This window comes from Streptomyces sp. NPDC005303, assembly GCF_040607335.1.
GTDB lineage: Bacteria > Actinomycetota > Actinomycetes > Streptomycetales > Streptomycetaceae > Streptomyces.
The window spans coordinates 13,404-28,059 of sequence record NZ_JBEXGM010000020.1 but is presented as its reverse complement, the minus strand read 5'-3'; the positions used below and the strand labels follow the sequence as shown (position 1 = coordinate 28,059).

Annotated in this window: 11 protein-coding genes; 8 read left to right on the top strand and 3 right to left on the bottom strand. The window is 71.2% G+C overall.

The genetic code is table 11. The annotated features are described in order from the left end of the window. Nucleotides 1–26 precede the first annotated feature (26 nt). Genes ABZT93_RS25520 through ABZT93_RS25510 form a run of 3 tightly spaced genes read left to right on the top strand, consistent with a single transcriptional unit; the run spans nucleotide 27 to nucleotide 1,996 of the window. A complete protein-coding gene (locus ABZT93_RS25520) occupies nucleotides 27–656 on the top strand; it encodes an RNA polymerase sigma factor (protein ID WP_356108578.1) in 630 nt (209 codons plus the stop codon). Next, nucleotides 653–1,639, top strand: a complete 987-nt coding sequence (locus ABZT93_RS25515; protein WP_356108575.1) for a CU044_5270 family protein — start codon at nucleotides 653–655, stop codon at nucleotides 1,637–1,639. The genes ABZT93_RS25520 and ABZT93_RS25515 overlap by 4 nt, the downstream gene beginning before the upstream one ends. Before the next feature lie 36 nt (nucleotides 1,640–1,675). Further along, complete coding sequence (locus ABZT93_RS25510; RefSeq protein ID WP_037707293.1) at nucleotides 1,676–1,996, top strand: antibiotic biosynthesis monooxygenase; 321 nt, start codon at nucleotides 1,676–1,678, stop codon at nucleotides 1,994–1,996. Nucleotides 1,997–2,037: 41 nt separating this feature from the next. Here the strand turns inward: ABZT93_RS25510 and ABZT93_RS25505 are convergent, their stop codons facing one another. Then, on the bottom strand, nucleotides 2,038–3,609 hold the full coding sequence (locus tag ABZT93_RS25505) for a carbohydrate-binding protein (protein ID WP_356108572.1): 1,572 nt from the start codon (nucleotides 3,607–3,609) through the stop codon (nucleotides 2,038–2,040). A gap of 127 nt (nucleotides 3,610–3,736) precedes the next feature. On the opposite strand from ABZT93_RS25505, the gene ABZT93_RS25500 reads away from it, so the two are divergent. Then, on the top strand, nucleotides 3,737–4,351 hold the full coding sequence (locus ABZT93_RS25500) for a phosphoribosylanthranilate isomerase (protein WP_356108569.1): 615 nt from the start codon (nucleotides 3,737–3,739) through the stop codon (nucleotides 4,349–4,351). Between the two features lie 261 nt (nucleotides 4,352–4,612). Here the strand turns inward: ABZT93_RS25500 and ABZT93_RS25495 are convergent, their stop codons facing one another. Further along, nucleotides 4,613–7,453 (bottom strand): transglycosylase SLT domain-containing protein, encoded by a 2,841-nt coding sequence (locus tag ABZT93_RS25495; RefSeq protein ID WP_356108566.1) that lies wholly within the window; start codon nucleotides 7,451–7,453, stop codon nucleotides 4,613–4,615. A gap of 316 nt (nucleotides 7,454–7,769) precedes the next feature. On the opposite strand from ABZT93_RS25495, the gene ABZT93_RS25490 reads away from it, so the two are divergent. After that, a complete protein-coding gene (locus ABZT93_RS25490; RefSeq protein WP_356108563.1) occupies nucleotides 7,770–8,261 on the top strand; it encodes a signal peptide protein in 492 nt (163 codons plus the stop codon). A gap of 67 nt (nucleotides 8,262–8,328) precedes the next feature. On the opposite strand, the gene ABZT93_RS25485 is transcribed toward ABZT93_RS25490, so the two are convergent. After that, nucleotides 8,329–9,942, bottom strand: coding sequence for an alpha/beta hydrolase (locus tag ABZT93_RS25485; RefSeq protein ID WP_356108560.1), 1,614 nt, complete (start codon nucleotides 9,940–9,942; stop codon nucleotides 8,329–8,331). 239 nt (nucleotides 9,943–10,181) lie between these two features. Here ABZT93_RS25485 and ABZT93_RS25480 point away from each other — a divergent pair, with 239 nt between their 5' ends. The 3 genes from ABZT93_RS25480 to ABZT93_RS25470 all read left to right on the top strand — a co-directional run bounded on the left by ABZT93_RS25480 (nucleotide 10,182) and on the right by ABZT93_RS25470 (nucleotide 14,590). Next, the gene (locus tag ABZT93_RS25480; RefSeq protein ID WP_356108557.1) at nucleotides 10,182–12,386 is read left to right on the top strand and encodes an MMPL family transporter; all 2,205 of its coding nucleotides are present in this window, start codon (nucleotides 10,182–10,184) and stop codon (nucleotides 12,384–12,386) included. Between the two features lie 92 nt (nucleotides 12,387–12,478). Continuing rightward, nucleotides 12,479–13,705 (top strand): sensor histidine kinase, encoded by a 1,227-nt coding sequence (locus tag ABZT93_RS25475; protein WP_356108871.1) that lies wholly within the window; start codon nucleotides 12,479–12,481, stop codon nucleotides 13,703–13,705. A gap of 90 nt (nucleotides 13,706–13,795) precedes the next feature. After that, the gene (locus ABZT93_RS25470; protein ID WP_356108555.1) at nucleotides 13,796–14,590 is read left to right on the top strand and encodes an inositol monophosphatase family protein; all 795 of its coding nucleotides are present in this window, start codon (nucleotides 13,796–13,798) and stop codon (nucleotides 14,588–14,590) included. The last annotated feature ends 66 nt before the right edge of the window (nucleotides 14,591–14,656 follow it).

Sequence of the window (14,656 nt, the reverse complement as noted above, 5' to 3'; positions counted from 1 at the left end):
GTACAGGGGTACGGAGCGTTACGGGTGTGAGGGAAACAGAGGTGGCGGAACCGGACCGGGCGCGGATACGGGCCGGTGACCGGGCGGCGTTCGGCGAGCTGTACGACCGGTACGCGCGGGCGGTCTACAACCACGCCCTGCGGCTGACCGGGAACTGGGCGGAGGCCGAGGAGGCGATGTCCGAGACGTTCCTCGCCGCCTGGCGGACGAGGGAGACCGTCGAGCCGGAGGGCGGCTCGCTGAAACCCTGGCTGCTCGGCATCGCCACGCACAAGGCGTACAACGCCAACCGGGGTGTGCGGCGCAGGCTCGCCTTCCTGGCGCGCAGTCCGGAGCCGCGTCCGGTCGAGGACTTCGCCGAGGAGACCGCGGGCCGGATCGACGACGCCCGGCGGCTCGCGGTGGTGCATCGCGCCCTGGGTCGGCTCAGGCGGCAGGACCGTGAGGTGTTCGCGCTGTGCGTGTCGGCCGGCCTCGACTACCGGCAGGCCGCCGAGGCCCTGGGGGTGCCCGTGGGCACCGTGCGGTCCCGGCTGTCGCGGGCCCGTGCCCGGCTCGCCCGGTTGAGCTCGGAGGCGGAACCGCCCCCGGCCCACGGAGAGATGGAGAGTGAGGCCGCGCTCGCGGCCCTGTTCCTGAAGGAGGAGACCCTATGAACGAGGCCGAGGAACTCCTGGCCACGGCGGAGTGGGACCTCCCGCGGGAGCGTCACCGTCACTTCAAGGACGTACTGATGCAGCGCATCGACGACGACAAGAACCGAGCCGGTAAACCTTCCGTACGGCGTCGGCTCGCCCGGCCGGCCGTGCTGGTCCCCCTGGTCTCGGCGGCCCTGGCGGGAGTCCTGCTCACCACGCTGACCACGGGCGGGCAGCCGCCGGAAGCCCGGACCTCCAGCGCCTCCGGCACCCTGAACCGGATCGCCACGGCCGCGATGGCGAGCGACAAGGTCCCGGTGCGCGACGACCAGTTCGTGTACGTGCGGACGCTGGACCGCTCGAACACGGGGACCTTCGCAGGGCCGATCAAGCTCGGCGCACTGCACACCGAGGAGCGCTGGACCGCGCAGGACCCGGCCCCGCTGCGGATCACCGGATGGCTCAGGTCGAGCGGCAAGGGCGCGATCATGCCCGGGCAGCTCATCCCGGTCGACGCCGGCGAGCCCGTCCAGGAGGGCGTCGACCACCCCACCTACCGTTGGCTCGCCTCGCTGCCAACCGATCCCGACGCCCTGCTCGCCCGGCTCCGGAAGGAGGCCAGGCCGGTCGAGGGCGAGACGACGGACCAGGCTGTCTTCTCCCTGATCGGCAGCCTGATCAGCGGCGCGATCATGCCGCCCGCCAACGCCGCCGCGTTCTACCGGGCGGCCGCGAAGCTGCCCGGTGTGCGCGAGATCCCCGATGCCGTCGACGCGGCCGGCCGGCACGGCATCGCCATCACTCTCGACGACACCGGTTTCGCGACCCGCGACGAGTGGATCTTCGACAGGCAGACCCTGGCGATGCTCGGCTCCCGCTTCTACATCACCGACCCGCAGCGGGGCATCACGAAGGAGACCCTGTCCGGCACCAGCGCCGTGATGGAGACCGCCGTCGTGGACACGAAGGGCGAGGTGCCGGCCGGGTCTGCGTCCCGCTGACGTCCCGTTGATGCCCCTTGGCGCACAATGGCCGACATGAGCATCGTCAAGATCAACGTACTCACGGTCCCCGAGGAGCAGCGCGAGACGCTGGAGAAGCGGTTCGCCTCCCGGGCGGGGACCGTGGAGAACTCGGACGGCTTCGAGTGGTTCGAGCTGCTGCGGCCCGTCGAGGGCACCGACACCTACCTGGTGTACACGCGCTGGCGGGACGAGGAGTCGTTCCAGACGTGGATGTCCGGGATGGCTCAGGCCTCGCACGGGGGCGGCGGCGAGGGGGAGCGCCCCAGGCCCGCCGCCTCCGGGTCGACGCTGTGGAGCTTCGAGGTCGTGCAGCAGGCCGCGCCCAAGCAGTGACCTGAGCGGACCCCGGGCCTGCGGCCCGGGGTCCCCGTGTCCTACAGCGTGACCTGCTTGCCGCCGAAGGTCACGACCAGGCTGCCGTTGGAGGCGTAGGACCAGCCCAGGGCGCCCGCGTAGGTGGCGCAGCGGGAGCCGTTGGTGCCGGACCAGAACTGGTTGGAGCTGTCGGCGTCACCGGCGTACCGGTCGTTGCCTCCGCTGTCGCAGGAGGTGTTGCCGCGGAAGACCGAGGTGCCGGTCTCGAAGTTGAAGTTGCGCTCGGTGTTGCCGACGGAGACGTTGCTGGTGATGGTCATCGAGCCGGGGTTGCTGTTGTACGTGAACCCGTGATGGCCGTTGTGGTAGGCGATGGAGTGCTGCACCACGTGGTTGACCGCGATGTCGTCGCCGCCGAGCTTGAAGCCGTTGCGGTCCCCGTTGCCGGCCTGTGAGCCGTCGCTGAGGGTGCCGTTGTTGTAGGACAGCGAGTACTCGATGGTCACCGGGCCGATCGCGCCGGTGTCGGTCTTGGTGTAGAGGTCCCAGCCGTCGTCGATGTTGTTGTGCGAGACGGTGTACCGGAACACGTTCCCGGTGCCGGTGGTGAGCTTCGCGGCGAAGCCGTCGGCGTCCTCGCCGTCGGAGTCGGCGTTGTCGTGGGACTCCGCGCTCAGGATCAGGTTGTTGGCCGGCCACTGGCTCGCCGGGGTGGAGGAGGCGATCCGGCCCAGCTGGAGCCCGGTGTCCCGGTTGAAGCGGGTCACCGTGCGCTCGACGACGTTGTTGCTGCCGCCGATGTAGATGCCGTTGTCACCGGCCCGCTCGACGACCAGGCCGTAGATCTTCCAGTAGTTGGCGTTGAGCTGGATCCCGCGGTTGGTCGAACTCTCGCTCTGTGCCGAGAAGTTGAGCACCGGGGTCTCGCCCGGGTAGGCGGAGATGGTGGTGCGGGCGGCCGAGGTGCCGTTGTTCCCGGCCGGGATGGTCACCGTCGAGGAGTAGGCGTACGTCCCTCCGCGCAGGTAGATCGTGCCGCCGGCGGAGATCCGGCTGATCGCCGAGGTGAGCGTGGTGGGCGCGGTCACGGTGCCGGCCGCGCTGTCGGTGCCGCTCGGCGCCACGTACAGGGCGCTGCTGGACGGTGGCGGGGTCGTCGTGCCGGACGTCTCGGCGTCCAGGTAGTCGACGTTGGGCAGACCGTTCGCGCTGGTCGGGTTCAGCCGGATCGTGTTGCTGCCCGCGTTCACCGGGACGGTGAGCGTCTTGGTGGTCCAGCCGGTCCAGGTGCCGGTGGACTCGAAGGACGCCGACGAGACCGTCGAGCCGTTCACGATGATGTCCGCGGGGCGGGCGGTGGTGGTGCCGTTGGCGAAGCGGACGCTCAGGGTCGCCGTGCCCGATGCGGGTGCGGACACGGTGAACTGGGCGTAGGCGCCGGTGGCGTTGGTGCCGTTGCAGAATCCGCTGCCGGAATAGCCGGCGTACTCGGTCTCGACGGCTCCGGTGCAGATGGCGGGGGATGCCTCGGCCTCGTAGCGGGTGCTGGCGGCCTGGGCGGTGGTGCCGGACAGTGCGACGAGCGTGCCGGCGATGAGGCCGACGGATGCGATGACTGGTCTCAGGTGCATCGTTCGTCTCCATGGTGTGCGGCGACGGGGGCACGTATTGTTCGGAAGGTAAGCGCTTGCCATGGGCGCGTCAACGGTTGTGTATGTGATCGTTGTTCATGCATGCGAATTGGATACGGTGGGCGGCATGACGCTCTTCGTGAAGATCTGCGGCCTGAGGACCGAGCAGGACGTCGACACGGCGGTCGAGGCCGGTGCCGACGCCATCGGGTTCGTCTTCTCCGACAGCCCGCGCCGCATCGAGCCCGCCCTGGCCGCACGGCTGGCCGCGAGGGTCCCCGAGAGCGTCCTCACCGTGGGGGTGTTCCGCCGCGAGCCTCTCGACTACGTCCGCTCGGTTGCCGCCGAGTCGGGCATCGGTGCGGTCCAGCTGCACGGCCCCGAGGACCGCGGCTACTACGACGAACTCTCCGGCGGCGGCTGGACGTTGATCCGCGCGGCCGCTTTCGGCGATTCCGTGCCGCGCTGCGGTGAGTTCGGCGAGGACATGCTGCTCCTCGACGCCCCGGTGCCGGGCTCCGGCATCGCCTGGGACTGGTCGCGGAAGCAGGTCGCGGCCGCGGGGGAGAAGTGGCTGCTCGCCGGGGGGCTCACGCCGGAGAACGTGCGGGAGGCGGTGGAGGTCACGCGGCCCTGGGGTGTGGACGTGTCGAGTGGCGTGGAGGCGAGCCGGGGTGTGAAGAACCCCGCCCTGATCACCGCGTTCGTCGAGGCGGCTCGGGCGGGGGCGGTTCTGGGGTGAGTCCCCTGGGGGACGCGCCGCGGGGGTGCCGCTCTTGTTGCCGGGTGCGGGTCCGTTGTGGCTTGTCGCGCAGTTCCCCGCGCCCCTGGGGGGATGGGGTGCGGGTTTGTCGTCGGGTGCGGGTGCGTCGTGGCTTGTCGCGCAGTTCCCCGCGCCCCTGAGGCCCGGGCGCGGGCTCGTTGTGGGTTGTCGCGCAGTTCCTCGCGCCCCTGAGGGGGTGTGCCGCGTCCGCCGAGCGGGTCGGCGGACGCGGGCTTTTCGTTACTTCGACGCGTCCGTCGGTTTTTGTTGCAGGGGGACGAAGGCCAGCGCGTCCCAGGCGATCGAGGCGTCGCCGGTGCCGTCGGCCGTGGCCGAGCTCAGCGAGACGCTCGGGGTGCCCTTGAACTCGTACGAGCCCAGCGACACCCAGGCGTTCTTCCCGCCCGTGTCCTGCGAGATCGTCTTCTCCACGACCGTGCCGTCACCGAGGTCGATGCGGTACGCGGCCGACGGGGTGTTGGCCTCGTGGTCGGGCAGGTGCACCATCACCTCCGCCGACCCGGTCAGCTTCCGGTCCGGCGTCCATGTGCCGGTGACGACCGAGTCGGTGTAGCTCGGCGCCCGGGTGTGGGTGAGCCAGAAGTGCCCGCCGAGACCGGCGCCCAGCTGATGGAAGTCGATCTTCGAGGGGTAGACGGTCGCCCCGTTCTGCTGGGCCGACCCGAAGGTGAACGTCAGGCTGCCCCGGCTGCTCCAGTTCCGTTCGCCCGCGCAGGGGTTGGCGGCCCCGACCCGGAACTTCACCGTGTTCGGCACGTCGTCCACGATCAGGGCGTTCGCCGGGAGGGTGGACGCGCAGGCGGCCGGGTGGGGGGCCGCGACCTTCGGCTCGGGGTCACCGGCCTGGTACTTCAGCACCTCGGTGCCGCAGGTGGCCGTGCAGTCGGTCCAGGTCACCGGCTGGTTCCACCAGCACTTGAAGTCGTCCCGCTGGCAGGGGCCCTCGGGCTGGGTCGAGCCCTCGACCTTGTGCGGCTTGGTGATGTCGCAGTCGTTGACCGTGGGCTTGCAGAACGTGTCGTGCGCGGGCTCGGCGGCCGGCGCGCCCGCGGGCCAGTCGCCGACGGTGAACGCCCTGACGGTCGCCCCGGTCGCCGGATCGGTCTTCTGCTGGGAGTAGGCCGCCCAGCCGAGCACCCGCTCCGGGTACGTCCACAGGTTGGGGTTGCGGGCGTCGTCGTAGCCGGAGGAGAGGAACATCTTGCGGTCGGCCGGGTAGAGGCCGTTGGCCGGGTTGTTGAACCAGCCCAGGCCCCAGGGGGCGGTGGCGTCCGTCGAACTGGGCAGGTTGAAGCCGCTGTTGTAGGCCCACAGCGCGAGCCACCAGTTCTCCAGGTACCGCGGGTCGCCGCCGTTGACGAGCAGCCCCTTGTCGTACAGCTGGTTCCACTTGTCCTGGAGGATCTGCAGCCCCGCTGCGATGTTGGCCGCGTAGTCCACGGTGATCGCCTGCTGCTGCTCGGCGGTGTAGGCGGTGTCGGCCTTCGCCATGCCGCTGGTCACCTGCGCGATGCCGTAACCGCAGTCCGCCGCCGCCCAGTTGACGGTGTGGACGCTGCCGGCGTTGCCGTAGTAGCCGCCCTGGATGAAGTTGCCGCTCTCGCCGGCGGCCGCACGGGAGCTCGCCTGGAGCAGGTTGGACTCCTGGGAGAGCACCCCGAGCATGATCTGCGCGGGCACCCGGCCGCCGCCCTTGAGCGCGGTGGACGGGAACAGGCCCTGCGGGGTGTACGACGGGAGTTCGCTGCCGTTCCAGCCGCTGCGCCGCCGCACGTCGAGCTTGCCCTGCACGGCGAGGTCCGTCGCCCACTCGGCCTGCGCGTTCGAGGGCTGGAGCGACTGGAGCTTCGGGTCGTTGCGGGTGACGGCGCAGGCGCGGTCGGGGTCGGTGGTGGAGGTCGACGGGTCGTCGTCGCCCGGTGTGACGCTGTCCGTGTGCACGCCGTCGGACAGCGCGGGGGACTGCTCGGCGCCCTGCGACTTCCGGGAGATCTTCGGCTTCACCGTGAAGTCGACGGTGCTGTCGCTGCCGGGGAGCACGGCGCCGATCCCGACGGACGGGGCGATGTCCGCCGCGGCCTTCCTGCCGCCGGCCGCCTCGGTGCCGTTGCCGACGGAGGTCAGGGCGAGGCCGCCGGTGGTGGAGACCTCGGCGGAGGCCGGCACGTCCAGTGTCCGCCAGCTCTTCGGCAGGGTCGTGACGGCGTCCTCGGCGTCCGTGCCGGTAACGAAGACCCGGCCGCCGTTGCCGTGCACCGCGAGGGCGCCGAGCGCGCCGGAGCCGAGAAGCCGGTCGGAGCCCGCCGAGGTGACCCGGCGGACCTGGACCTTCTTCCCGGCCGGTACCTGGTAGGCGAGCCCGCTGTGCGCGTCCGGCACCAGCCGGAAGGGGGTGCCACCCGTCCTGGCCAGGGTGCTGGTCGCGCCCTTGGCGTCCACCGAGACCACGGAGTCGCCCAGGGCGGCCGCGATCTCGTTCCCGAAGGGCACGGCGGAGGTGAGCTGACCGGCGACGGTCTGCTGCCGGACCAGCTCTCCCTTCGCGGCGTCGACGGTGAGCAGTTGCGTGCCGTCACCCTGCGGCCGGGTCAGGACGGCCTGTTCGCCGTCGCCGCAGCCCGGGTTGAAGTAGGCGAGGGAGACCAGCGCGGGCAGCTTGGTCACGGTGCCGTCCGCCAGGTCGACCACGGCCGCGAACGCGCCCTGCTGGAAGCCCTGTTGGTCGTTGACGGCCTGCCGGGGCGCGTAGACCACGACGGCACGGTCGCCGGACCCGGTCACACAGGTCTGGCCGATCCACTGGTCGGTGTCGATGCCGGGCTCGGACAGGGTGGCCGCGGTGTGCCACTTGTAGGCGTCGGCCGCGTCGGCGACCAGGACGTGCAGTCCGGTGCCGTCACCGTCGTAGGTGACGATCCGGTCGCCGGACTTCTGCCAGCCGGAGGGGAGTCGGGAGGTGTCGGTGATGTGGTCCGCCTTCGGGGCGGACGTCGGGTCGGCGGGGTCGGTCAGGGCCGCCGAGGCCAGCGGGGCGATGAGGGCCAGCGAGAGCACGGACATCGCGCCGGCCGCCGCTATACGGCCGCGCCGGCTTTTCGGTACGCGCCAGCGGTGTCTTCCGCCGCTGCTTTCACGGAAAGTACGCAAGGAATTCCGTCCGGTCATTCGGAGAAAGGGGTGGGGGGTACCGGCTTCGAAGCTCCCCCAGGCCGGTGACGCGGAAGTTATCAGTCCGCTATGGCCGTAATGGATGCTCCGGGTGAGCTACCGGGGGGTATCCACGAAATATCCACGAGAATCGACCAACGATTTTCCCTTTGCCGCGGTCCCCTTGAACGACATCCCCCACGCACGACAAGGAACAGCGAACGTGTTGATGAACAGCACTCGTCTCAAGGTGGCTTTCGTCGCCGCGGCCATGACCCTCGCCGGTCTGGCGGCGGCCGGTCCGGCAGCCGCCGCACCCACGACCACGACCACGGCCGTCCGGGCCCAACAGGCCTCGGTACCCGTCGACTTCGTGGACCTGCCCGCCGCCGCGCTCGTGGCCGACGGCCGGTCGCACCAGGTCACCGTGACCTACCGCAACGACACTTCGGCGGACCTGACCGTAGCCCCGCAGCTCCTGGTGGAGTCGCCGGACGCGGGTCCCTTCCTCACACCGGCGGACGTCGTGGTCGAGCAGCGCACCGCGCACGGCTGCTGGCGGCCGGTGCAGACCGCGAGCCAGACCGGCACGCTCTTCACCGATCTGACGACCGCCCAGCGCACCCTGCACGCGGGCCAGACCCTCACCCAGGTCTACCGGATCACGGTCGTCGACCCCGACGCCCAGGGCACCGTGCAGCCGAGGATCGCGCTGTACTGAGCGCGCTCGTCGTGACGCGTGAGGGCCCAGGTCTCGACCGGAGACCTGGGCCCTCCTGGCTTCACCGCTACCGCAGCGAGCCGATGTGGTCGACCCGCTCACTCACGCCGTTGCGGAGTTCCGAGAGCGTCGTGCCGGGCGGGGCCACCGTCGGGGTGGACGACGGCGGCTGGGTCTCGTCCGCGCAACTTGCGCCGCGGGCGGGGACCTTCAGGTCCACCAAGTAGTCCGTGATCGCGTCCGTCGCGCACACACTGCGGTTGAAGGCGGTGTGCCCCTCCGCCTTGAAGGTGAGCAGCCGGCCGTTGTCGAGCTCACGGGAGAGAGCCACCGCGTCCTGGTACGGGGTGTCCGGGTCACCGGTGTTGCCGATGACGAGGATCGGCGCGGAGCCCTTCGCGTGGAAGTTGCCGCCGTAGCGGCTGGTGTGCTCGCCCTTCCACTGCACGCAGGCCGTGGCGTGCTGGTGGTCGTAGGTGGGCGGGCCGTAGGCCATGGCCGGGCCCAGCAGCGGGGCCAGCCTGGCGTTGGTGGTGACCTGGCGCTTCAGCAGGGCCGGGTCGCTCGGGTACTTCTTGTCGACGCACTCGACGACGACGTTCGGGTTGAGGAAGTCGAAGCTGGCCGGGGACGGCGGTCGCAGCAGGAACGAGGTGTTGTCGCGCAGCTGTGCCTTGCGCAGGGCCTCGCCGAAGGAGGGCCAGATGACCTTGCCCTCGTTGATGTTGAACATCAGCCGGTAGACCAGCGTGTAGCCGTTCGCCCGGCCCCCGTTGGCCGTCGGCACCGGGTTGGCGTCCAGGTCGGCCTTCAGCTTCTCGAACGCCCCTCGCGGGTCGCCGTCGCCGAAGCCGCAGGTCGCCTGGTCGGCCTTGCACCAGTCCAGGAAACGATTCATCGCCCCGTCCAGGGCGAGGTACTGCGGCCGGTCGTAGGCGTAGGGCTTGTTGGTGTAGTGCTCCGGGTCGTAGGCCCCGTCCAGCGCGAGCGCGCGGACCCGCTTCGGGAACATCGCGGCGTAGACCGTACCGATGTAGGAGCCGAACGAGCGGCCGTAGTAGGTCAGTTGCTCCTCGCCGAGCGCCTGACGCAGCAGGTCGATGTCCCGGGCCACGTACTGGGTGCCGACGTACGGCAGCAGGTCGCCCGCGTTGTTCTGGCAGGCCTGGTCGAAGTCGGCGGCCTGCTGGACCGCGGGCTCGTAGGCGTCGGGGCCGGGGACGCCCTTGGCGGCGGTCACGGCGCCGGTGTAGGTCGGGTCGTCCCAGCACACGACCTGTGAGCTGCGGCCGACGCCCCGCACGTCGTAGCCGAACACGTCGAAGTCGTCCCGCAGTTCGGCCGGCAGGTCCGCGTGGTTGTTGCGGACGAAGTCCACGCCGGAGTTGCCGGGGCCGCCGGGCTGCAGGAACAGCGTGCCCTTGCGGTGGGAGGGGTCGGCCGCCGGTTTGCGTATGACGGCCAGGGTGATGGTCCTGCCCTGCGGATCCCGGTAGTCCAGGGGCACTTGGGCGTTCGCGCACTCGAAGCCGCCCTGACAGTCCGACCAGGTCAGGGTCGGCACGGTCGGGGACGGCACGGTCAGGGTGTCCTGCGCGGCCGCGGAGACCGGGGACGCGGTCCAGGCCACGGCGAGCGCGCTCACGGCGGCTCCGGCGAGTCTGAGTCGTCTCAACTTCACTGCTCTTGTTCCCCCTTGGGCTGGTCAAGCCTCAAAGAAATGGTCCTCTCACAGAGAGAACACAGAAAAACCTGCGTACCGGTTCCCACCGCCACGCCGTCATCCCGGGGGCCTACCCGCAAAGGGGCGCGTACTGCGTTCTGCGTACGGGGGATTGTCGGCAGGCGCACGACGACTTCGCGGCCCTCGTCCCGACAGCCTGGAGGGACCGTTCGGCATCAGATGTGGAGACCCCCGCCGTGGCTACTTTCCTTTACCGCGTGGGCCGCCTGGCCTTCCGGCGACGCTGGTACGTCGCCCTGGTCTGGGCGGCCGTCCTGGCCGCCGTCGGGCTGGGAGCCCTGAAGGCGCCCGGCGCGGCCGACGAGGGGTTCTCGATGCCGGGCATCGAGTCCCAGAAGGCGTTCGACCTGATGGAGGAGCGCTTCCCCGGGGCCACGGCCGACGGCGCGACCGCCCGGGTCGTCTTCGTCGCGCCGAAGGGTGAGAAGGTCACCGAGGCCGAGAACAGGAAGGCCGTCGAGGACACCGTCGCCGACCTGGCCGACGGCTCACAGGTCGCCACCGCCGTGAACCCGTTCCAGGCGAAGGCGGTGAGCAAGGACGGTACGACGGCGTACGCCACCGTCACCTACAAGGTCGCCTCCAACGACCTCACCGACGCCAGCAAGCATCAACTGGACCAGGCCCTCGACCAGGCCCGGGACACCGGGCTGACCGTCGACGCCGGCGGCACCGCCATGGACGACGGCGGCGGCGCGGGCGGCGCGGCCGAGTTGATCGGTGTCGCGATCGCCGCGGTCGTCCTCCTCATCACCTTCGGCTCCCTGGCCGCCGCCGGACTCCCGCTGCTGACCGCGATCATCGGCGTCGGCGTCAGCATGGCCACGATCCTCGCCCTGTCCGACGCCCTCGGCCTGTCCACCACGACCGGAACCCTGGCGATGATGCTGGGCCTCGCGGTCGGCATCGACTACGCCCTGTTCGTCGTCTCCCGCTACCGCGAGGAACGCGCCAAGGGCCGGGCACCCCAGGAGGCGACCTCCCTCGCCGTCGGTACGGCCGGCTCGGCGGTCGTCTTCGCGGGCCTGACCGTCGTCATCGCCCTCGCCGGGCTCTCGGTGGTCGGCATCCCGATGCTCACCAAGATGGGCCTCGCCGCGGCCGGAGCCGTCGTCGTCGGCGTGCTGATCGCGCTGACCCTGGTCCCGGCGTTCCTCGGCTTCTGGCCGAACGCGGTCCTCAGGCGCAAGGCCCGCAAGAGCGGCCGAGTCGAAGCGGAGACCAAGGACAACGGCGGCACCCGCTGGGCCCGGTTCGTGCTGCGTCGCCCGCTGCCCGTGCTGCTGCTCGGCGTGGTCGGTCTCGGCGCCCTCGCGCTGCCGATGACCTCCCTCCAGCTGGGCATGCCGGGCGACGAGGCCAAGCCCACCTCCACCACCGAACGCCGGGCCTACGACGCGCTCGCCCAGGGCTTCGGGCCCGGCTTCAACGGCCCGCTGACCGTCGTCGTGGACGCGAAGGGCGACGACGACGCCAAGGGGGCGGCCTCGACGATCGCGAAGGAGATAGGCGCGACCGAAGGCGTCGTCTCCGTCTCCCCGGCGCGCTTCAACGAGGCCGGTGACACCGCCGTCTTCTCGATCGTGCCGTCCACCGCGCCGACCGACGAGAAGACCAAGGACCTGGTCACCACCATCCGCGGTGAGCGCCCCGGCGTCGAGTCCGAGACCGGTGCCACCTTCGAGGTCACCGGTACCACCGCCCTGAACATCGACATCTCGGAGAAGGTGCAGTCCGCGCTGGTGCCGTACCTGATCGTCGTGGTGGGCCTCGCGATCGTGCTGCTGCTGGTGGTCTTCCGGTCCCTGCTCGTCCCGCTGAAGGCGGCCCTCGGCTTCCTGCTCTCCGTCCTGGCCTCCCTCGGCGCGGTCGTCGTGGTCTTCCAGGAGGGGCACGGCGCCGGACTGCTGGGCGTGGAGACCACCGGCCCGATCATGAGCCTGATGCCGATCTTCCTGGTGGGCATCGTCTTCGGCCTCGCCATGGACTACGAGGTCTTCCTGGTCTCCCGGATGCGCGAGGCGTACGTCCACGGCGAGAGCGCCCACCAGGCCGTCACCTCCGGCTTCCGGCACAGCGCCCGGGTGGTCGTGGCCGCCGCTCTCATCATGATCGCGGTCTTCGCCGGGTTCATCGGCGAGAGCGACTCCATGATCAAGATGATCGGGTTCGGCCTGGCCGCCGCCGTCCTGCTCGACGCCTTCGTGGTCAGGATGGCGATCGTGCCGGCCGTCCTCGCCCTGCTCGGCGACAAGGCCTGGTGGCTGCCGAAGTGGCTGGACCGGGCCCTGCCCCGGGTGGACGTCGAGGGCGAGGCGCTCACCAGGGCCGCCGACACCCCCGAGCCCGCCCCCGCCGACCAGGAGGCCGCCCGCGTCTGACCCACCCCCCACCAGGGGCCGCCCGTGTCGTACGGCACGGGCGGCCCCGTTCGACCACCATGGGGCCCAGGCCCACCCATCGGAGCAGCATGATGACCACCAGCCTGGAGCGGCGCTACACGGACCGCCTGGAGGAGTTCTCGGAACGCCATCCCTTCCTCGTCGACCTCGCACTGGTCTTCGTACTGATGGGTTCCGCGGCCCTCGGCGCCTCGCTCACGCTGCCCGGTGCCGCGCCGCCGGACGACGACCGGCTGGCCGTGGTCCTCATGGGCGTGTCCTGTCTCGCCCTGCTCGTGCACCGCACCCACCCGCGCTTCACCGTCGTGGTCAACGCGCTCTGCGCCACGGTCGTGATCGCGCAGGGCTACCTCCTCACCCCCCTGCTGCTCGGTCCCGTCATGGCCTCGCTGTACTGGCTGGCCACCCTCACCGAGCGCGAGACCATCCGCGCCTACGGCCTGCCGACCATGGTGGTGCTGACGATCGCGGCGGCCGTCTCCGACTCCATGGACCACGTGTCGCTGCTCCTGCGGACCATCGGCCCGGTCTTCTGGCTCCTCCTTCCCCTCGCCGCCGGCACCATGACCCGGCTGCGGCGCGCCTACCTCGCGGCCACCCAGGCCCGCGCCGACCACGCCGAGCGCACCCGGGAGGAGGAGGCCCGGCTCCGGGTCACCGAGGAACGGATGCGGATCGCCCGGGAGCTGCACGACGTCGTCGCCCACCACCTGGCCCTCGCCAACGCCCAGGCCGGCACCGCCGAACACCTCGCGCTCGCCAACCCGCAGCAGACCAAGCAGATCCTGCACGACCTCACGGGTACGACCTCCTCCGCACTGCGCGAGCTGAAGGCCACCCTGGGCCTGTTGCGGCAGACCGACGACGAGGGAGCCCCGCTGGAACCGGCCCCCGGGCTGGCCCGGCTGCCCGAACTGGTCTCCTCGTGCGCCTCCGCGGGGATCACCGTCACCGTCACCACGGAGGGTGAGCGGCAGCCCCTCTCCCCGGGCGTGGACCTGACCGCGTTCCGGATCGTGCAGGAGGCGCTCACCAACGTCACCAAGCACGCGGCCACCCAGACCGCGCACGTCCGCTTCGTCTACGACGGCTCCCGCCTCCTCATCACGGTCACCGACGAGGGCCCGCCCACCGCGGCCGCCCCCGAGCCCGCGAAGGGCTTCGGCGTGATGGGCATGCGCGAACGCGCCCACTCCATCGGCGGCGAACTGAGGGCGGGACCCCGCCCGGAGGGCGGCTTCGAGGTGAGCACGGCACTGCCGTTGCAGCCTTCGGTGAGCGGGGAGGAGACGGCGTGAGCGGCTGGGTCCCGGCCGTGGGACAGGGTCCATCCGGGGTTCACCGGGAGGTCGCCGGCCGCCGGGCCCCGGGCCCGTAGGGTGGCCGGCATGGCTGACGTGGATCTCGACCGGGCACTGGAGGTCGCGACGGAACTCGCGGCCTGGGCGTCGGAGACGATCCGGCGCCCGCGCGACCCGGGTGCCGAGGTGCGGGAGAAGGACGGGCCCGCGGACATCGTGACCGCCACCGACGAGGCGGTGGAGACACACACCCGCGAGGTGCTCGGGCGGGCCTTCCCCGACCACGGGATCGTCGGTGAGGAGTACGGCACGACGCGGGGCGCCGCCGAAGCCCCGCACTGGGTGGTCGACCCGGTCGACGGCACCACCAACTACGCCCACTCACTGGGCTGGTGCTCCTACTCGCTGGGCCTGGCCGCCGCCGACGGCACCCCGCTGCTCGGCGTGGTGGCGGACCCGTGGCGCGGCGAGACGTTCACCGCGGTCCGGGGCCGCGGGGCGTATCTGAACGGCACCCGGGTGCACGCGGCCGCCCATACCACCCTCACCGGTCACCTCTTCCTGACCGAGTGGGCCGCGCACGCCCATTGGCCCGGCATGGACGCCCTGCTCACCGAACTCGCCGACCGGCACTGCACGGTACGCGTGATGGGTTCGACGGCGCTCTCCCTCGCCCAGGTCGCGGCGGGCCGGGCGACCGCGGCGGCGATCGGCGGCTTCCACGCGGTCGACGGGCTCCCGGCACTGCTGATCGCGCGGGAGGCCGGAGCGGTCGCCCTGCCCGAACTGCCCTCCCACAACCAGCCGTTGCTCCTAGTCGCGCCGGGCGCCGCCGAGGAGACGGCGGACATCTGGCGCAGGTCGGGGGCAGCGGCCGGCTGACGGTCTCCTGGGCGAGACCTGACCAGGAGACAACCGTCAGCGAGGTATCAAGACGCTGATCGGAGC

Excerpts from the sequence above, each read along its gene's own strand:
- ABZT93_RS25515 (WP_356108575.1), top strand. The coding sequence starts at position 653 with ATGAACGAGGCCGAGGAACTCCTGGCCACGGCGGAGTGGGACCTCCCG.
- ABZT93_RS25510 (WP_037707293.1), top strand. The coding sequence starts at position 1,676 with ATGAGCATCGTCAAGATCAACGTACTCACGGTCCCCGAGGAGCAGCGC.
- ABZT93_RS25505 (WP_356108572.1), bottom strand. The coding sequence starts at position 3,609 with ATGCACCTGAGACCAGTCATCGCATCCGTCGGCCTCATCGCCGGCACG.
- ABZT93_RS25500 (WP_356108569.1), top strand. The coding sequence starts at position 3,737 with ATGACGCTCTTCGTGAAGATCTGCGGCCTGAGGACCGAGCAGGACGTC.
- ABZT93_RS25495 (WP_356108566.1), bottom strand. The coding sequence starts at position 7,453 with ATGTCCGTGCTCTCGCTGGCCCTCATCGCCCCGCTGGCCTCGGCGGCC.
- ABZT93_RS25490 (WP_356108563.1), top strand. The coding sequence starts at position 7,770 with ATGAACAGCACTCGTCTCAAGGTGGCTTTCGTCGCCGCGGCCATGACC.
- ABZT93_RS25475 (WP_356108871.1), top strand. The coding sequence starts at position 12,479 with ATGACCACCAGCCTGGAGCGGCGCTACACGGACCGCCTGGAGGAGTTC.
- ABZT93_RS25470 (WP_356108555.1), top strand. The coding sequence starts at position 13,796 with ATGGCTGACGTGGATCTCGACCGGGCACTGGAGGTCGCGACGGAACTC.